The organism is Pantoea sp. 18059, from assembly GCF_902706165.1.
GTDB classification, from domain to species: Bacteria; Pseudomonadota; Gammaproteobacteria; order Enterobacterales; family Enterobacteriaceae; genus Pantoea; species Pantoea agglomerans.
Genome location: NZ_CACSJS010000001.1, coordinates 867,452 through 885,554, shown reverse-complemented (window position 1 = coordinate 885,554; position 18,103 = coordinate 867,452). Strand labels below are relative to the sequence as shown.

Sequence of the window (18,103 nt, the reverse complement as noted above, 5' to 3'; positions counted from 1 at the left end):
CAGTAAATATGGGGTGGTCATGCTAATCAGCACGGAAAGTGCCCGCAGCAACAGCGCGGATACCCGACTGGCCTGCACGCTTGCCGCTGCCGCAGGCGCACTGAATACCGCAGCTTTTGAGATCGTCGGTTTTTTTTCAGCCAACATGACCGGGAATGTCTCGCTGCTGTCCGATCACCTGGCAAAAGCGAATCTGGGGCCTGGCCTGTTTTTTCTGTCGATCGTGCTTCTGTTTATTGCGGGTTCCATGTGTTCAACGCTGATCATTAATGCCGGGCACCGCAGAAATATCCGCACCATCTATGCCTTTGTCATCCTGATTGAGGGCAGCGCGCTGATTGCACTGGGGGTGATTGAAAATCACTTTCCGCCGCAGTCGCCCGGTGTGGTGTTAATCATGAGCCTGAGCTTTTTAATGGGGCTGCAGAATGCGGTGGTGACGCGGATCTCCAATGCCCGCGTTCGCACCACCCATATCTCCGGCACGGCGACCGATATCGGGATTGAGCTGGCAATGCTGTTTGAGGTGCTGCGGCGCACAGCGTCACCGAAAGAGGCGCCGCTCTATCTGAGCCGGCTGCGACTGCACTGTCTGACCCTGCTTTCTTTCCTTGCAGGAGGGATAGCCGGAATCGGGCTTTACCGGCTGCTTAGCTACGATTTCCTGCTGCCAGTAGGGTTCGGGTTAATCTGTCTGGCGCTGAATGCCATCTTTACTAAGCCAGCAAAACAACAGGGCGCGATGATTTAAGTGCGCAACCCTCACTGATGCGTAAACCAGGGCGGCGCGGAGTCCTGATTTCATCGATCCGCCTGCGCAAATGAACTGTGCGGTTAAAACATCCTAGCCTGCGCGGGGTAACATTCAGCCTTATACTCTGGTTGATCCTGCGAACGAGACAGTAATGCGAACAGCCTTCAACCTGCTGATGGATAATTAACATCGACATTAAACAACTCATTTACTTGTGTAACCTGGAACGTGAACGCCATTTCGGGCGGGCCGCGGAAGCCAGTTTTGTTACACAGCCAACCCTCTCTATGCGCCTGAAGAATCTTGAGCGCGAGCTGGGCCTGCCGCTGATTAACCGCAGCAATAACTTTGCCGGATTTACCCCAGAGGGCGACCGTGTGCTGGCGTGGGCGCGGGAAATTGTTTCGGTCTATCAGGGGCTGAAGCTTGAAGTGGAATCGCTGAAGCATGGGGTGAACGGTACGCTGCGGGTTGGCGTGGTGCCGCAGTGCAGCATGGCACTGCCGCTGCTGCTGAAAGCGGTGCAGGCGCGTTATCCTCAGCTCGACTATCGCATTGCGGTGCTGAGTGCTGACCAGTTGCTGGAAGCGCTCAACAGCCACACCGTGGATGTCGGGATCGGTTTTTTCGAGATGGCAACACTGCGTGAACTCCATTTTCAGACCGAGATGCTGGCAGACCGGGGCGTTGAAGCCATATTCCATCCCGACCATTTTCCTGAGCTGGTGGGGGAAACCGCGCTGACGCTTGATGAAGTGGCACAACAGCCGCTCTGCCTGGCGGAGCCGACGCGTTATTTCCGGCGTTATCTTGATATGGCTTTTCGCGAGGCGGCGCTGGTACCCCGGGTGATCGTGGAGAGCGCCTCTGTCATGCAGCTGATGCAGTGCGCGCAGGTTGGCCTCGGGCTGCTGGTGTCGCCGGTCGGTCATCTGCTGTCCGCTTCATTACAGGGGCTGCAGCAGCGCGCCATTACGCTGCCGCCGATGGCGCGCCAGGCGGCGCTGGTCATCGCTGAGCCTGGCCGTGCCACACCGCTGGCACAGCACTTTTTCGACGAAGCGCGCGGTCTGCTGCCGGTTTAACGCGGTTACTGCGATTCGCCCAGGGCGTAAAACAGGCGGCTGTTCCAGTTGCCTATGGCGACACTCTGTATCAGCGTGAACAGCGCATCAGCCTCCCAGCCCGCCTCCATTAGCGGCTGCAGATGGGCCGCGCTGAAACGCTCTGGCGAACGGGTCAGCTGCGCTGCCAGCGCAATAATCTGCTGCTCCTGGTCTTTTGCCGCCGCGTCATCCACGCCCTCAATTAAGATCTCATTTCCGGCCAGCAGCCGGAACGCCCAGCGACTGCCCAGAATACGGGCGGCCGTCGCCTCTGCCAGAGTATTGTCCTGAGTGAGATGCTGACGCAGTTGCGCCCAGCCATAGAGCACTGAGGGATCGTGGGCCAGCAACCATACCGCGTCCTGCATTCCCGGCAGCGACTGACAGCGGGTAATGGCAGCGAGCTGCTCAGCACTGGCATACCGCAACTCCAGCGGTTTCAGCACGGGCTGCCAGCGGGCAGGCTGATCAAAACCTGCGGCCTCAGCATCCGGTGGTGCAGTGCTGCCAGGCAGCCAGCGTACCGGCTGGGCCTGCAGCGCCTGTAAACCGGCGACCACCCGCGCCTGATAACTGACAAAGCCGATCACCTGATTCAGCGTCACAATATCGGGCTCTGTCAGGCCGACCGCATCCAGGGCGGTGATTGCGCTGGCGCTGATCAGCTCAGGCTGCATCGCCAGCTGGCGTGCATACTGCGTAATCTGGGTGAGGCGATTATTACTTTCACGTGAGGAGTCGGGCCCGGGCAACGGATTGAGGCGGGCAGAGTAGTGATTACACAGCCGCTGTACACCCGCCACCTGCGCCACCGTCAGCGCCGTGCTGAGGCGATCGTAAAGCGTTAAGGTGTGCGTGAGCGTGGTGACGACGCGGTCGGGGAACAGCAGCTGTGCCAGATCGCGCGCCGCCAGCAGGGCGGGCTGATTGGTGCGCAGCAGTGACTGCACCACGTTGTCATCGGCGTAACATCCCAGCAAAAAACGGTCATCAATATGGGCGGCCTCGGGCACCAGCGGTGCGGCCTGTGAGGTACGTGGACTGGTCTGGCTCTCGTAAAACCAGTGGTTATGGCCCGGATAGCGGCGTTGTTCCATGATCAATCCTTTTGCAAATTCGGGTTCGGTATGCAGGCGGCAGAATCTGAAAATGTGCATAAACCGAAGGGCAGGCTTATCGTCGCTGATGGCCAGTCCGGGGCAAAAGATTGATCGGTGATAATTAATAGCGTTACGGTATAACGGCAGCGAAATCAGGCAGGAAGGGCGAGGCGGGAGCAAAGAGAAGGGCGAGCCAGGCTCGCCCTTGCAGAACTTATTTCAGTTCCAGTTCGTTCATTGCGGCGATGCTGAAGCCGCCATCAACGTGTACCACTTCACCGGTGATGCCGCCAGCCAGGTCAGAGCAGAGGAATGCTGCTGAGTTGCCGACATCTTCGATGGTAACGGTACGGCGAATCGGGGTGACCGCTTCGCAGTGTGCCAGCATCTTACGGAAATCTTTGATGCCTGATGCTGCCAGGGTGCGAATTGGACCGGCAGAAACGGCGTTAACACGCACGCCTTCCGGGCCCATGGCGTTTGCCATGTAGCGCACGTTGGCTTCCAGCGACGCTTTCGCCAGACCCATCACGTTGTAGTTCGGGATCGCGCGCTCAGCACCCAGGTAAGAGAGGGTCAGCAGCGCAGAGTGTGGATTCAGCATCTCGCGGCACTCTTTGGCCATCGCGACGAAGCTGTAAGCACTGATGTCATGCGCGATTTTAAAGCCTTCGCGGGTAACGGCGTTCACGTAGTCGCCAACCAGCTGCTCGCCAGGGGCGAAACCGATAGAGTGAACGAAACCGTCAAATTTCGGCCAGGTTTTTGCCAGTTCAGTGAACAGAGATTTGATGCTCTCATCTTCGGCTACGTCACATGGCAGCACGATGTCTGAACCCAAATCTTTGGCAAACTCTTCCACACGACCTTTTAATTTGTCGTTCTGGTAGGTGAAAGCCAGTTCTGCGCCCTGTTTGTGCATCGCCTGTGCAATACCGTAGGCGATGGAAAGTTTACTGGCAACGCCAGTAATCAGAATGCGCTTACCGGAAAGAAAACCCATAGCTGTAATCCTTATGGTCATTGTAGTTGGCGGCCGCATGGTTAAAAAGTAAGCGACCGACGTTAATCGACGTGCGGATTCTAGCACGTCTCTCATAAATCAGGTAAATCGGCCCGCAATTTCCGCGATATGCAGCAAAAATCAACGCTCTCGCCGCCAGGCTTCGGCACTCAATGCTTCGCCAAAGTGGCTGCTGATCAGTCGTCGGGTCAGATCGTGCAGCGGGGAGGCCAGTACATCAGCGGTGCCGCCGCGCTCGACCACTTCGCCCTGATGCATCACCAGCACCTTATCGCTGATGTGCTTCATCATTCCCAGATGCTGGGTAACATAAATGTAAGCGATCCCATGCTTCTCCTGCAGTTCCAGCATCAGATTCACCAGCTGGGAACGCATGGTCATATCCAGCGAGGCCAGCGCTTCATCAGCCACAATCACTTTGGGTTGCAAAATCAACGCGCGGGCCAGCCCCAGACGCTGCTTCTGACCGGGTGCCAGCATGTGCGGATAATAGCCGGCGTGATCGCGCAGTAATCCCACCTGACGCAGGGTGGCGATAATGCGTTTCTCTCGATCCTCCGCGCTGAGATCGGTATTAAGCCGCAGCGGGAACTCCAGAATCTGGCTGATACGCTGACGCGGATTCAGGGAGGTTGAGGGATCCTGGAAAATCATGCGGATGCGCTGACTGCGATAGCCATAATCGCCGAATGTCAGCGGATGATCGTCTATCAGAATCTCACCTTCGGTAGGGGCGACCATGCCGCTGAGCATCTTCGCCAGCGTGGACTTGCCGGAGCCGTTTTCGCCGATTATCGCCAGCGTCTGCCTCTCGCGTAGGGTAAAACTGACCGACTTCACCGCCTCAACGTGCTGACGGCGGAACAGGCCCGTGCGATAGCGAAAGGTTTTACTCAGGTTGCGCACTTCCAGCAGGGTCTCCATGCTACTGGCCCTCCATATTCAGCGGGAAATGACAGGCATAAAGATGCGTTTTGCTGCCGGTGAGCCGTGGCGTTTCAATACATTTGCGCTGCGCATAAGGGCAACGTGGCCCCAGACGACAGCCAATCGGCAGGCTCTCCAGCGACGGGATCGCCCCTGACAGGGTATTGAGACGGCTTTTGTGCGGCAGGGATCGTCCAAAATCGGGCATCGCCCGAATCAGCGCCTGAGTATAAGGATGGTGCGGCGTACTCATTAAATCTTCGCTCTGGGCGGTTTCTACCGTCTGACCACAGTACATCACGTTGATACGGTCCGCCCACTGGCTCATGGTGCGCAGGTCATGACTGATCAACAGAATGGTGGTGTTGTTATTCTGGTTCAGACGGCTCAGCAGGCGGAAAATCTGCGCCTGCGTAGTGGGTTCCATGGCATTCGTCGGCTCATCGGCAATCAGCAGACGCGGCTGATTAGCCAGCGCAATCGCGATCATGACTTTCTGGCATTCGCCTTCGGTCAGCTCATAGGGGAAGCTGCGCATAATATCTTTGTGATCTTTAATGCCGACGCGATGCAGCAGTTCGATGGCGCGGGTTTTGCGCCAGAACCAGAAGCGTTTCAGCCACGGACCTTTATACGTCCAGCGCGGGATCACCTGCATCAGCTGACGACCGATGCTTTCAGAGGGATCCAGACAGGATTGCGGCTCCTGAAAAATCATCGAGACGTTATGTCCGATAATGCGGCGGCGCTCGCGCGACGACAGGCGCAGCAGGTCGACATCATCAAATACCATGCGATCGGCGGTGACACGCCAGTTATCGTTAGTTACGCCGCAGATCGCCTTGGCAACCAGACTCTTACCGGAGCCGGACTCACCGACCAGGCCACGGATTTCACCTTCGCCCAGCATCAGATTGACGCGATCGACCGCTTTGACCGGTCCGTCAGCGGTCATAAATTCAATGGTCAGATTACGGATATCGAGTAACGGCATTTATTCCACTCCCGCTTCGACGGCGCGACGGATGCCGTCACCGAGCAGGTTAACAATTAATACGCTGACCATCAGCGCCACACCCGGCAGCATAACGGTCCAGGGGGCGACGTAGATCAGCTCCAGCGAATCACCCAGCATCGCTCCCCATTCGGGCGAAGGCAGCTGCGCGCCCAGATCGAGAAATCCGAGTGCGGCAATATCCAGAATCGCCATCGACAGCGCGCGGGTAATTTCGGTGATCAGCAACGGTAAAATGTTAGGCAAAATGGCGTAGCGCAGGATGTTGCGGCCTCTGGCACCGTCAAGACGTGCCGCCACCACATACTCTTTTTCCAGCTCATCATGCACGGCACTGTAAATCTCGCGCACCAGACGTGGAATCAGCGCCAGCCAGACTGCCAGCAATGCATGCTCGAGTCGCGGTCCGAGAAACGCCACCACGATAATCGCCAGTAACAGCGACGGAATAGAGAGCAGGGTGTCCAGCACGTGGTTCATCACCGCCGAGCGTATGCCATGCGTCATGCCCGCCAGTACGCCCAGCACCAGCGCGCCAAGCGTGGCGAACAGCGTCACCAGAATCGCCGAACCCACCGTCGGGCCCGCACCGCTCAGCAGGCGGCTCAGCACATCCCGACCCAGATCGTCAGTGCCGAGAAAGAAGGAAACATCGCCATAATGTGACCAGGATGGCGGCAGCAACTGATAACCCAGGAACTGCTGATCGATATCGTATGGCGCTATCAGCCCGCCAAACAGACAGAGCAGCAGCAGTGCGCCAAAGCCATACAGCCCGACCATCGAAATCGGGTTGCCATAGAAATGGTGCCAGCTCTGACGAAACGCGCTGGGCAGGCGTTTTTCGGCGTAGATATTATCGGAGGGCATACGCTTTCACTTTATTGTGCTTGAGTTCGGACAACATTTCTTTATAAAAATTACTCATATCAGAGGGTTATCCTGAGGACATGCTTTATGTTTCTTTATCATGGCTGACTCTGAGTAGCGTTAATTTATGTGTTTTGTGTACGCCTCTGCGTAGACGTAAAGAAGCAAAGAAGATGTACACATTGCAGACAGACACTAAGCTCAGGAAAGCGCTGGGTAAGCGCCGCGACAAAGCAGAGGTTATCTTCAACTCGTCCGGACTGAATGTCAGGCTCTCCATTCGAGGCGGCGTGACATTTTTCTACCGTTATCGCTGGGAGGGTTAACCCGTCAGCTGTCTACAGGGGATTATCCGTCGATATCCCTGTTACAGGCAAGGAAACGGCGTCAGCAATTTCGGCTCTGGATTGCAAAGGGTTATGATCCGCGTCGGCATATCATCCTGAACAGCCTGAAAAAAGTTATATTCACCTCCGGATAACAGGCAATAAAAACCGCCCTGTTGGGCGGCGGATTAGATCTTAGCGGAGGCTACGCTGGCCGGACCCTGGCCTTTGTCGGGTGTCCGTCAGGCCCATCGTCATGGGTGTGGTCAGGATCCGGCTCAATGATCACGATATAATCTTTACCTATCCCATCGCGCGTTAACGTCACTAAATCTCCGGCAACAGGTTTGGTGTCAAACTCATGTTCCTCTTCAACGCCGGTATCTTCAAAAATTACAGCGAATTTCATTTTTCGTCCTCTTTCTGATAAACCGCGTCGTTACCGCGAGGTTTGTTGCGGACGCCTACTTAAAGAATTTTAGACTATCCTGAAAATATCAGGCATCTCAGTGAATTACCTGATTCCGATATTACGCGCGATTACCGGCTGGCTTCAGGTGTCCCGGTGTTCAGACCGCTGTGGAAGCATGCCCGCCTGGCGGTTTCAGGTGCAGACGCGCTACGCGAATGGCTCACTACTGAAACCCTGCCGGAACCCGCACAGGAAATCGTTCATGATGCTGCATGAGTAATACACCGTAAATCTTCCACGGAAGACGGATAATCCAACACCTAAGACGTTCGCCTCAACAGAGATCACTTTTTGTGCAACATTGACAGATTCTTCATCATTTCCTGATTGTTCATTGATGACTTTAGGGGATAGTCGCGTCCTGAGAGTGAACTCTTTACTAAAGGAGATAAATCGGTGGCGAGAATAAAATGAAAGGAGCTTAGACAAGGGAATTGCAAACGATCAATATAGAATTAAATTTTGTGTGACAATGGATTTGAATTAAAAGAGACCGCAAAAAACGCAAAAGGGGGATGGCATGACAGATAAAAACTTCTTTAATGCATTAACAGAATGGATTGATGATCATGCGGATGAAAAAATAAGCCTGGATAAAGTGGCTAAAAAAAGTGGATATTCAAAATGGCACCTTAACAGAATGTTCACAAAGCATTGCGGAGTCAGCCTCGGGAAATATATTAATAACACCAGAATGCAGGCGGCCTCGCTGAGTTTAAGGTTTACTGAAGCCACTATTGCAGAGGTAGCTGATCAGTTCAACTACGACTCACAGCAAACGTTCACTCGCGCCTTCTCACGACATTTTGGTATGCCTCCCGGCATCTGGCGAATCACTGATGCTGCAAAAAAATCAGATAAGAACTCTCTCTGCTTCCCCAGCGATGACACCATTTTCAGGCAGAGGTTAATAGCTTACGTAATGCCGTAGGTTTACCTGATTGCATCCGCAGCAAATTATTATCTACAGGACGGCGGGGAAGGACCGCGATGCATAAAAAATTAAAATCGGCCCTGAGATTAAACGTTTTATCTTTAAACACCCTTCATTGGTGCCTGGCAATTCAGGAACGCGCGGTGTTTTGCTAATTTTCAGCCGCGTTGTTGCAGAAAATAAGCCTGATTCCTAAGAAAGATTAAAAAATTGTTTTCCCCGTGGAGTGCGCATCCGCCCAGCGAAGCTTATACGTCCATTCTTTATCAAGTGAACCGATTGAAAGCCTCATCTCCTTGCCCGTCTGCTTACAGTAGTCCCGTGCCGCACCAATGTTTTTCCACATAAGCAAACTACCCGGGCTAAGGTCCGAATATTTCATGTTAACGCCGCCGTTTGGCACATCAAAATAGATAATATGTTCACTCTCAGCCATGAAGAGCAGATCCATCGCGCATGGCTCGTTCCCAACAAAAAGAATATAGCCGAAGAGCATCCTTTCCATGGCAATAATAAGCGTGATCAGGTTCTCTCTGGAATAACAGGTTATGCTGTCAGAGAAACGGGATTTAAAAAGGAAGATATAATAGTCTGCCAGCTCTTCAGGGCTGAATTGATTCATATCACAGCAGCGGCCACCCGCACGTGTGAACCGGTTGTATTCGTTGCGGCGATTCTTTTCTGTTTTAACTGAATAGCTCTCTTTTACAAAGCACACTTTATTTTTTCGGGCAAAAGAAAAGTTAAAATTTATGAAGTTGTGCTTGTTGAAATGTGACATTTTATTGGTTTTTTCAGGGAAAAGCATCGAGGCATTTTTAGCCGCCGGCACCATGATCTCATCATAAGATAGCGGGAATTTTTTCCATTGATCGACACCTATCCGCGAATGATCCAGCAGGGCATATGCGGCAATATAGCCACCTTGCTTTACTTTATGAAAATACGTTGCCTCATGACCTGTGCGAGATGAGAAAAACCTGATCACGTCAGGATGCATATTAACACTCCCGCCAAAACGGTTAAAACAGTGCTCATAAATGCCAGCGTCGGATTTTTCCCAGCCGTAAAGCATTCTTTTGAAGTGGCTCATATAAAATGTTAAACCTGATAGTTGTTCTGATAAATCGAGTTAAAAAGATGGCTCCTGAATGTCAGCCACCCTATGCTATCTTTTCCTGTCACTAACTCCGGACAGATGGTCTCTGCTGTGACATTTTAATCAGGGCATTATGTATTTTTTTTATCAACGTAAAGGCAAGGAAATATCAAGAATCTATCAAGCGATGTCGTTTTATTGCTTTATATTTGTGAGGGCTGCCTGACATTTATATCAAGTTTATCTGAGTCACCCGCGTAATAGCCTGACCGGGTGACTTCATTCTCTTTCAAACAATCCGCTGGCTCTGCTCCCGGCGATGCTTATGATAATCCTCATCACACTCGCTTGAACAGAAAGCAGTTTCAGCCACTACGGGCTCATCTTTGCACCAGATGCATAAGCCGTTTGGGCTTTTAAGTTTGGCCTTACGAGCTGCCAGAGAGGCAGCGAGATGCGCTTCTTCACGCTCCTGTGCCAGATCAACTTCATCCATAAATGTTCATCTCCTCATTAATTATTACGCTTCGAACTTAAATCGGTTTCTGCAGGAACAATATTCGTGTACATCAATGCCTGCTTGCAGCACGACTTCTGAACGACAAAATTCATATGTTTATTCTATGTTTGCCTTAGCGCCCTGAGCGTTAGCGCAGCGCATACCATTCCTTATGTTTCAGCGGATTCATGGCCGCACCAATCACGTCAGAAATCACATTGACCAGAATCACCAGCCCGCCAATCACCATCACGCCAGCGGAGATCGCCGCGTAATCCTGCTGGCGAATCGCGTTGATCAGCCAGCGCCCCAGACCCGGCCAGTTAAAGACCATCTCGGTGATCATCGCCAGCGTCAGCATGGTGGAAAATTGCAGACCCAGACGCGGGATCACCGGCGGCAGCGCATTATGCAGCACGTGGCGGCGGATCACGGTAAACGGCGAAAGACCCCGCGTGGCCGCCGCTTTGACATAATTTTTGTCCATCACGTCGCTGGTGCTGTTGCGCAGCAGGCGGATCACTTCCGTCGTCGGCGCCATCGCCAGCACCAGCACCGGTAAAATCAGGTGGTTCAGGGCGCTGATTATCATCTCATGTCGCCAGGGCGAAGGACTCATCCAGGCATCAATCAGCGCAAAGCCCGTGACACTCTGCACCGGATAGAGCAGGTCGTGACGACCGGACACCGGCAGCCAGCCCAGCGTCAGCGAGAAGAACAGCGTCAGCAGCAGCGCCAGCCAGAAAATTGGCGCAGAAAAGCCGATCAGCGCCAGTGCACTGATGGTTTTGTCCTGCCATTTATTGCGCATCACGCCGGCACAGATCCCCAGCGGGATCCCGACCAGCAGCGCGAACAGAAACGCCAGGATGCACAACTCCATGGTGGCCGGGAAAACCTCACGCAGTTGCAGGCCAATCTCCTGACCGTTGGTGCTGGAGACGCCGAAATCAAACTGCAGCATCCCTTTAAACCAGAACCACCAGGCGTCCGAGAGCGCCGCGCCTTCCAGCGGGGCGTCAGGTGTAAAGTAGCTCAGACTGAAGCTCACCAGCGACAGCAGAAACAGGGTAATGATCAGTAGCAGCAGGCGCCGCAAAATATAGATAATCACTTACTTTTCCTTATCGCTTTCACGATAAACCCCGGCAAACGAGGCGTTGCCAAACGGACTCAGGACCAGCCCTTTAATATCATGACGAAACGCCTGCAGTCGCAGAGAGGATGCCAGCGGCAGCACCGGCAACTCCTGCGCCAGAATCTGCTGCGCTTTGTCATAACTGTCGATGCGGCCAGAGAGTTGTTGTGATAACAGCGCATTCTGCAGCGTTTCGTCAAAGGCCGGCGAGCACCAGTGCGCGTAATTGGTCTGCGAGCGAATCGCCGCACAACTGAGCAGCGGCCGGAAGAAACTGTCTGGATCGTTACTGTCGGTGGCCCAGCCTGACAGTGTCAGATCATGATTCATCGCCATCAGCTGCGCCTCCTGAAAACGCCCCTCTACCGGCACAATGGTCAGCCGGACGCCAACCTGCGCCAGATCCGCCTGCAACAGTTCGGCGGTTTTCAGCGGGCTGGGATTCCACGACTGCGACGCGGCAGGCACCACCAGCCGCAGATGCAGATCGCTGATGCCCAGAGCCGCCAGCGCGGCACGGGACTTCTCCGGATCATAGCTGGTGATGCGCGCATCATTATCATATGCCCATGAGGCGCGAGGTAATATCGAGGCGGCGGTTTCGGCGGTGCCGTAATAGATTGACTCCATCAACCGCTCATTGTTGATCGCCAGCGCCAGCGCGTGACGCACCTCAGGGCGGTCAAGCGGCGGCTTACGGGTATTAAAGGCCAGATAGGCGATGTTCATGCCGGGACGCAGCGTCATCCGCAGGCGCGGGTCATCGCGCAGGATGGTGAGCTGGCTGGCCGCGGGATAGGCAAGCACGTCACATTCACCGGTCAGAAGCTTGGAAAGCCGCCCGGTGCCGCCCGAGCCGAGATCGATCACCGCCTGTTGCAGACGCGGCACCCCTTTCCAGTAGTGAGGATTGCGCGCCAGGCGGATGTACTGACCGGTGCGGTATTCACTGAGCTGATAAGGACCGGTGCCAACCGGTTGTCTGTCCATCTCTTCCTGCCGGCCCTGCCCGGTAAGCTGGTCGGCATACTCTTTCGACAGCACTGGTGCATAGTGGGTCGCCATGTGCCACAGGAACGACGCATCCGGGCTGTTTAACCTGAACTCAACCGTTCTGTTATCGATTTTCTTCACGCTCTGCACGGAGTCTGAAAATTGCAGACTGTCAAAGTAGGGATAGTTGCCGCCGTTGACGTTGTGCCAGGGGTGATTGCGGTCAAACATCCGGGCGAAGCTGAACACGACATCGTCGGCGTTTAGCGCCCGGGTGGGGCGGAACTGATTCGTCTGCTGAAACTGCACGCCGCTGCGCAGATGAAAGCGATACGTTGCGCCGTTATCGCGCACTTCCCAGCTGGACGCCAGATCGGGCTTGAGACGATAGGTGTAAGGATCGACATCCAGCAGGCGGTCATAGAGTTGTGCCGCCAGCGTATCGACAGTCAGCCCGCTGCTGGCCATCTGCGGATTAAAGGTGTTCAGCGTGCCGCTGACGCAATAGACGAAGCCGGTCTGGCGGATATCACCCGCAGGCGCTGACCACGCAGGGGCACTCAACACGCTGAGACTCAGCAACAGCGAACATATTAGTTTTGACATAGAACTCAACGATTTTGAGGCATTAAACAGAGTGTATCGCAAAGCGGGCATTGTCCCAAAACCTGCAACCGCTGCCAGACTGATTTTCATCATCGCGGCGGTAAAAAGAGCGCACAGAAGGTGTGGTAATGAGAAAAATTCTCAATAACTTGTTTACAGATGATAATAAGAATGATTATTATTCATCTGCGCTTCGACGGTGGCTCTGCCGTAGAAGAGCACGACATTGCTCACATTGCTTCCAGTATCGTTGCCCGCCTGTTGGCGGGCTTTTTTTTGGTTTTTATAGAGTGGCATGCCTGCCTGGACGGGGAAGGGATTGCAAGCAAAGGGGATTAAAGTGGTGAAGCGGTGAGGAAGACCGGGACGGAATAGGGCTCCTCGTTGATGCGAATACCAGGCAAATTGTGGAAAGCGAAAATCTCGCCGTTTATCGTCAAATATACCGCCTTATCACGAACCCGAGGAAAGACGTCACCATCTGAGGTGATCAGGAAAGGCTTTAGGTCGTCGTTCAGACTTTCTTTAAAAGATTCATCGCTTCGGGATGCATCATAAAGATAAAAACGGTATGAGAAGGCAGTTGTGGCACCCGCACTGGCTTCGGTGATGTAAAGGTTAATCCGGCTGCTGACGTTAACTTTCCTGATGATCGACTGTTCAAGCGGTGATATCTGCGAAAGTCGCCAGCCTGCAAAGACAATAGTCATCAGCATCAGCATCAGCATCAGCGTGCGCTTTTTAAAAACCGGAACGTTTTGCATAATCTATCCCTGCTCTTATCCAGTATTGATCGTCAGGGTCATCTCCAAAAGGCGCTGCGCCATACCAGACATCAAATTCCTCTCTGCGGGTTCCGGCCCGGTTTTGCGCCCAACCGGCTGCGCGAAGAAGAACAGCGTCTTTTATTCCAGCGGCATGCCCCACAGCACCATAATGAAAATTACCAAAATGTTCATATTGGCTCCCATGTTGAAATTTATAATCCCATGGGCCATGTCCTTTAACCTGGTTATAAAACCAGACATATGTCAGGGCTGAGGGTCCCCTGTGAAAACGTGCAACCATCATATTGTTTATCAACGAAACTCCAGCTGGAGTAAATGATAGAATATCATAAGGAGGAGAGGGAGATGCCGCTAAGGCAGGATATCTCATGATTTATGCCTTTTCATTCCAGCTATCTGAAAAAATAATGTTACCATCACAATGCTTCCAGGTTATTTTCTCGTAAGCAAACTCAACGCATTCAAGATGATTATGTTTTTCTTTTTCAGGGTCTTTAGTGTCATGCATAATAGGCGAAATACCGACAATTCTGACATTTTCAAGTAGTATGTTGAAGTATTCTTCTTCCTGACCTGCGTAGTTGATATTGTACCATCTGAACTCGGCTGACCTTAATGTTTGTCCAGTTGCCACTGCTTTATAAAGGTAGGGCGAAGATGAATCGAATTCTTTTTGAACGATGATGGGTGCATGTTTTCTTGTCCCTGTGGGTTTGCCTGTCATAGAATCAGTCGGCAGTCTTAAGTTATGAGAAAAACCCGTTACTTCAATACTTCCCTCTCGGTCTTTAACATCTACTGAACCATTGATGCTCGCACCACCATCATCTTTCAGCCAAAGATATGCTGGAATAGCCATATTAAAAATCCTTTAATGGGTTAAGTTATATTCCTTTTGGAGGATAGTTAATGCTGGCTTCGCATAAACCTCAAGTGCATATTAAAAAAATCGAAGGCATAATGATAAAGATCAATATTTAATAATTTCATATGTAATGGCTGGGGTCTTTCCACACCATGGTTATGTAGTGCGAAATGGATTATTCAATTAATTGCTGTAAATCTGATTAAAAAGCCACTTCAACTATTAATGGGTATTGGTATCATTAATTTAGTTAAGATTCAAACTCAGAAGAGTAAATCATGTAATCCCTTAAATTATAGATTGTGTTTATATCCGCATGCATTCGATGTATCTGACGCTGGAAAGTGTAATATCGCGCTTAACTTTTACAAAAACGCAGGTACTATAAGCTCATCTTCTGGTCACCCACTTCCTGGCAATGAATAAATTCCAAAAAAACGTTCAGGCTTTTCAGCATACATCCTTTCGCTATCTCTTTTTTGGACGCCTGTTCACCGTGCTGGGCAATGGGATTGCACCCATTGCGCTGGCCTTTGCGGTACTGGATATTGGCGGCTCTGCCTCTGATTTAGGGATAGTGGTTGCGTCCCGTTCACTGTGTAACGTGCTTTTCCTGCTGGTGGGCGGTGTTGTCGCCGATCGCTACTCACGCAGTCGGGTATTAGTTTCATCGGCAGTAGTTGCCGCTGTTTCTCAGGCTATCGTCGCCTGGTCTGTACTCGATGGCTCAGCAACTGTCATTAGCCTGACTTTGCTGGGTGCCCTGAATGGTGCGGCGGCAGGCATCGCACTGCCTGCATCGTCTGCGCTGGTTCCGCAGGTAGTTCCTGCAACGGATTTGCGTCAGGCTAACGCGTTAATTCAGCTGGGTATTTATGGCGGTACGGTAATGGGGGCATCGATGGGGGGAATTATCACCAGCGCTGTCGGGCCGGGCTGGGGGCTGGCAATTGATGCGCTGGGTTTTGCCGTTTCCGCGCCGCTCTATTTCCTGATCCGTGTGAAATCGAATAAAGCCGCGGCTTCGCAAGGCAATATCCTGCTCGATATCAAAGAAGGCTGGGCAGAGTTCGCCGGACGAAGCTGGATTTGGTCGATAGTCCTTCAGTTCGCCATTATCAACGTCGCGTTCAATGGAATTGTAGAGGTATTTGGCCCGATGATTGCCGACGCCTCTTTCGGGCGGGCGCGATGGGGAATTATTGTGGCTGCTCATAGCGTAGGTTTAATTGCAGGTTCATTTCTGGCCATGAAATGGCATCCACGTCGTGACCTTCTGATTGGCGCGATGCTGGCGGGTCTTTGCGCACTTCCAATATTTATGCTGAGCCAGGATGCGTCAGCAGCACTGCTGATAGTGGGATTCTTCATTGCTGGCATGTCATTGGGCCTGTTCGGCGTAACCTGGGCGCACTCATTACAGACTCATATCCCACCGGATAAGCTGGCTCGCGTGTACGCTTATGATGCGATGGGTTCCTTTATCGCCATTCCCTTTGGACAACTGGTCGCGGGGCCGCTGGCAACACACTTTGGTATGAGTGCTGTATTGCTGATGTCAGCGCTGGCCGTGGTGATGGCTACCGCTGGCGTCGGTCTGGTTCCTGCCATCAGGCAACCTGAAAAAATGGGGACTAAGTCGCACAACACATAATGGATAGGTGGCTCAACGTGAAAAACAGCCCGGTTTATACCGGGTTGTTAATTCACAAAGCAGAGAAAAATCATAGGTTGGGGCGGCGTTAATTAACTCTCTGCTTTTATATCGTGCTTCTTCATCATTGCGCGCAACTGATGATAGGTGACGCCTAATAAGCCAGCCGCACGGCGTTGGTTATAACGTGCCTGTTGCAGGCTGGCTTCCACCAGATCCCGCTCCTGCTGATTCTGCCATTGACGCAGATCCAGCGGCAGGGCAGGCAGCGCGCTGCTATCCGCCTCCTGACTGGTCCGGATGACAGCAATCGGTTCAGGGCGTGAAGCAAACGGGTTGATAATCACATTATCCAGCGGCTGCTCGCTGCTGTTATGACGATAGACCGAGCGCTCCACCACATTTTTAAGTTCGCGAACGTTGCCGGGCCAGTGGTAATCAAGCAGAGCCTGCTGTGCCCGTGGGGTAAAGCCGGGAAAAAGTAACAGGCCGAGCTCGCGACACATCTGGATAGCGAAATGATCGGCCATCACCAGTATATCGCTGCGTCGTTCGCGCAGTGGCGGTAACTGCACCACATCAAAGGCCAGACGATCCAGCAAATCGGCGCGGAATTTTCCCGCCGCCGCCAGCGCGGGCAGGTCTTCGTTGGTCGCACAGACCAGTCGCACATTTACCTGCAGGGAGTGATTGCCGCCGACCCGCTCCAGCTGTCCATATTCAATTACCCTGAGCAGCTTTTCCTGAACCAGCATCGGTGCCGTTGCCAGCTCATCCAGGAACAGCGTGCCGCCGTCAGCACGTTCAAAACGGCCAAGATGGCGCTTCTGCGCGCCGGTAAAGGCGCCAGCCTCATGACCAAACAGTTCAGAATCGAGCAGATTTTCATTCAGCGCGGCACAGTTCAGCGAGATAAACGGCCCCTGCCAGCGGTCAGAGAGATAGTGCAGTCGGCTGGCGATCAGCTCTTTGCCCGTTCCACGCTCACCAATCACCAGTACCGGTTTCTCAAGGGGAGCCAGTTTGGAAACCTGCTCCAGCACCTCAAGAAAATTGTTCGACTCTCCCAGGAGATTATCGCTAGTGCCTGTCATGATGAATTTCGCCACCCCTTAATCATTTTGACTATCTTAAAACAAGCGGGAAGGGCTGTAAAATTTAAAATATGATAAAAATCAATAAATTATAAAATTGGCACGCATTTTGTATTAACTCAGCAGGACTTCACGTTTTAAAACATTAAAAGAGGAACATCATTATGGGTATTTTTTCTCGTTTCGCCGACATCGTTAATGCCAACATTAATTCCCTGCTGGAGCGTGCGGAAGATCCGCAGAAACTGGTCCGGCTGATGATTCAGGAAATGGAAGACACCTTAGTTGAAGTGCGCTCCACCTCTGCACGCGCACTGGCTGAAAAGAAACAGTTGTCACGCCGTATTGATCAGGCGGAGATTCAGCAGGCTGAGTGGCAGGAAAAAGCGGAGCTGGCGCTGCGCAAAGATAAAGATGATCTGGCCCGATCAGCGCTGATTGAAAAACAGAAACTCACCGATCTTATCGCCTCCCTGAAACAGGAAGTGGGTCATGTTGAAGAGACGCTGGAGCGCATGAAAGGCGAAATCAGCGAGCTGGAGAAAAAACTGAGTGAGACACGTGCCCGCCAGCAGGCGTTGACGCTGCGTCATCAGGCGGCTTCTTCATCACGCGATGTTCGTCGTCAGCTGGACAGCGGTAAGATCGACGAAGCAATGGCACGGTTTGAATCTTTTGAACGTCGCATCGACCATATGGAAGCGGAAGCAGAAAGCCACGGTTTTGGTAAACCAAAGACGCTGAACCAGGAGTTTACTGACCTGAAAGCGGACGATGAAATCAGCGAGCAGCTTAATGCGCTGAAAGCCAAAATGAACCGCAGTGAGTAATCATCGACG

At 52.6% G+C, this 18,103-nt stretch carries 21 protein-coding genes and 1 pseudogene; 8 read left to right on the top strand and 14 right to left on the bottom strand.

Annotated elements, in window-relative coordinates:
• The first annotated feature begins 19 nt into the window (after positions 1-19).
• Both GVJ63_RS04170 and GVJ63_RS04165 read left to right on the top strand, forming a co-directional pair.
• The gene (locus GVJ63_RS04170; RefSeq protein WP_033779094.1) at positions 20-751 is read left to right on the top strand and encodes a YoaK family protein; all 732 of its coding nucleotides are present in this window, start codon (positions 20-22) and stop codon (positions 749-751) included.
• 191 nt (positions 752-942) lie between these two features.
• On the top strand, positions 943-1,839 hold the full coding sequence (locus tag GVJ63_RS04165; protein WP_029519092.1) for a LysR family transcriptional regulator: 897 nt from the start codon (positions 943-945) through the stop codon (positions 1,837-1,839).
• A 5-nt stretch (positions 1,840-1,844) separates the two neighbouring features.
• On the opposite strand, the gene GVJ63_RS04160 is transcribed toward GVJ63_RS04165, so the two are convergent.
• The 5 genes from GVJ63_RS04160 to sapC form a co-directional block, all read right to left on the bottom strand.
• Positions 1,845-2,957 (bottom strand): oxidoreductase, encoded by a 1,113-nt coding sequence (locus tag GVJ63_RS04160; RefSeq protein WP_159226461.1) that lies wholly within the window; start codon positions 2,955-2,957, stop codon positions 1,845-1,847.
• Between the two features lie 217 nt (positions 2,958-3,174).
• Entirely contained in the window at positions 3,175-3,963 is a 789-nt protein-coding gene (fabI, locus tag GVJ63_RS04155) for an enoyl-ACP reductase FabI (protein WP_010244547.1), read from the bottom strand.
• Positions 3,964-4,104: 141 nt separating this feature from the next.
• On the bottom strand, positions 4,105-4,908 hold the full coding sequence (gene sapF, locus GVJ63_RS04150; RefSeq protein ID WP_010244550.1) for a putrescine export ABC transporter ATP-binding protein SapF: 804 nt from the start codon (positions 4,906-4,908) through the stop codon (positions 4,105-4,107).
• Between the two features lies 1 nt (position 4,909).
• The gene (gene sapD, locus GVJ63_RS04145; RefSeq protein ID WP_159226460.1) at positions 4,910-5,905 is read right to left on the bottom strand and encodes a putrescine export ABC transporter ATP-binding protein SapD; all 996 of its coding nucleotides are present in this window, start codon (positions 5,903-5,905) and stop codon (positions 4,910-4,912) included.
• The gene (gene sapC, locus GVJ63_RS04140; protein WP_010670235.1) at positions 5,906-6,796 is read right to left on the bottom strand and encodes a putrescine export ABC transporter permease SapC; all 891 of its coding nucleotides are present in this window, start codon (positions 6,794-6,796) and stop codon (positions 5,906-5,908) included.
• A 173-nt stretch (positions 6,797-6,969) separates the two neighbouring features.
• On the opposite strand from sapC, the pseudogene GVJ63_RS04135 reads away from it, so the two are divergent.
• Positions 6,970-7,259, top strand: a pseudogene (locus tag GVJ63_RS04135) (Arm DNA-binding domain-containing protein); the annotation flags it as partial.
• A gap of 68 nt (positions 7,260-7,327) precedes the next feature.
• Here the strand turns inward: GVJ63_RS04135 and GVJ63_RS04130 are convergent.
• Positions 7,328-7,531 (bottom strand): hypothetical protein, encoded by a 204-nt coding sequence (locus GVJ63_RS04130; RefSeq protein ID WP_010244562.1) that lies wholly within the window; start codon positions 7,529-7,531, stop codon positions 7,328-7,330.
• 156 nt (positions 7,532-7,687) lie between these two features.
• On the opposite strand from GVJ63_RS04130, the gene GVJ63_RS22465 reads away from it, so the two are divergent.
• Positions 7,688-7,810, top strand: coding sequence for a hypothetical protein (locus GVJ63_RS22465; RefSeq protein ID WP_255265339.1), 123 nt, complete (start codon positions 7,688-7,690; stop codon positions 7,808-7,810).
• Positions 7,811-8,114: 304 nt separating this feature from the next.
• Complete coding sequence (locus GVJ63_RS04125; protein ID WP_064691356.1) at positions 8,115-8,525, top strand: helix-turn-helix domain-containing protein; 411 nt, start codon at positions 8,115-8,117, stop codon at positions 8,523-8,525.
• Positions 8,526-8,730: 205 nt separating this feature from the next.
• Here the strand turns inward: GVJ63_RS04125 and GVJ63_RS04120 are convergent, their stop codons facing one another.
• From GVJ63_RS04120 to sapA, 4 genes are all read right to left on the bottom strand, one after another.
• On the bottom strand, positions 8,731-9,621 hold the full coding sequence (locus GVJ63_RS04120) for a hypothetical protein (protein WP_159226459.1): 891 nt from the start codon (positions 9,619-9,621) through the stop codon (positions 8,731-8,733).
• A gap of 295 nt (positions 9,622-9,916) precedes the next feature.
• Complete coding sequence (locus GVJ63_RS04115; RefSeq protein ID WP_010244571.1) at positions 9,917-10,123, bottom strand: hypothetical protein; 207 nt, start codon at positions 10,121-10,123, stop codon at positions 9,917-9,919.
• Between the two features lie 151 nt (positions 10,124-10,274).
• A complete protein-coding gene (sapB, locus tag GVJ63_RS04110) occupies positions 10,275-11,240 on the bottom strand; it encodes a putrescine export ABC transporter permease SapB (RefSeq protein ID WP_159226458.1) in 966 nt (321 codons plus the stop codon).
• Complete coding sequence (gene sapA / locus GVJ63_RS04105) at positions 11,241-12,863, bottom strand: ABC transporter substrate-binding protein SapA (RefSeq protein WP_159226457.1); 1,623 nt, start codon at positions 12,861-12,863, stop codon at positions 11,241-11,243.
• 171 nt (positions 12,864-13,034) lie between these two features.
• Here sapA and GVJ63_RS04100 point away from each other — a divergent pair, with 171 nt between their 5' ends.
• Positions 13,035-13,202 carry a hypothetical protein gene (locus tag GVJ63_RS04100; protein WP_187496263.1) on the top strand — a complete coding sequence of 56 codons (168 nt, stop codon included), beginning with the start codon at positions 13,035-13,037 and terminating at the stop codon, positions 13,200-13,202.
• Here the strand turns inward: GVJ63_RS04100 and GVJ63_RS04095 are convergent.
• Genes GVJ63_RS04095 through GVJ63_RS04085 form a run of 3 tightly spaced genes read right to left on the bottom strand, consistent with a single transcriptional unit; the run spans position 13,199 to position 14,510 of the window.
• Positions 13,199-13,627: a hypothetical protein gene (locus GVJ63_RS04095; protein WP_159226455.1), complete on the bottom strand. Its 429-nt coding sequence runs from the start codon at positions 13,625-13,627 to the stop codon at positions 13,199-13,201. The two genes, GVJ63_RS04100 and GVJ63_RS04095, sit on opposite strands and share 4 nt — an antisense overlap.
• Positions 13,605-14,021, bottom strand: coding sequence for a polymorphic toxin type 44 domain-containing protein (locus GVJ63_RS04090; protein WP_072101287.1), 417 nt, complete (start codon positions 14,019-14,021; stop codon positions 13,605-13,607). The genes GVJ63_RS04095 and GVJ63_RS04090 overlap by 23 nt, the downstream gene beginning before the upstream one ends.
• Before the next feature lie 3 nt (positions 14,022-14,024).
• Positions 14,025-14,510, bottom strand: a complete 486-nt coding sequence (locus GVJ63_RS04085; RefSeq protein WP_033757795.1) for an Hcp family type VI secretion system effector — start codon at positions 14,508-14,510, stop codon at positions 14,025-14,027.
• Between the two features lie 424 nt (positions 14,511-14,934).
• Between GVJ63_RS04085 and GVJ63_RS04080 the strand changes: the two genes are divergently transcribed.
• Positions 14,935-16,170: an MFS transporter gene (locus GVJ63_RS04080; protein ID WP_033757793.1), complete on the top strand. Its 1,236-nt coding sequence runs from the start codon at positions 14,935-14,937 to the stop codon at positions 16,168-16,170.
• Between the two features lie 92 nt (positions 16,171-16,262).
• Here GVJ63_RS04080 and pspF read toward each other — a convergent pair whose 3' ends face one another.
• Positions 16,263-17,264 (bottom strand): phage shock protein operon transcriptional activator, encoded by a 1,002-nt coding sequence (gene pspF, locus GVJ63_RS04075; protein WP_010670227.1) that lies wholly within the window; start codon positions 17,262-17,264, stop codon positions 16,263-16,265.
• A 164-nt stretch (positions 17,265-17,428) separates the two neighbouring features.
• Between pspF and pspA the strand changes: the two genes are divergently transcribed.
• Complete coding sequence (gene pspA, locus GVJ63_RS04070) at positions 17,429-18,094, top strand: phage shock protein PspA (RefSeq protein WP_010244588.1); 666 nt, start codon at positions 17,429-17,431, stop codon at positions 18,092-18,094.
• Positions 18,095-18,103: the final 9 nt, after the last annotated feature.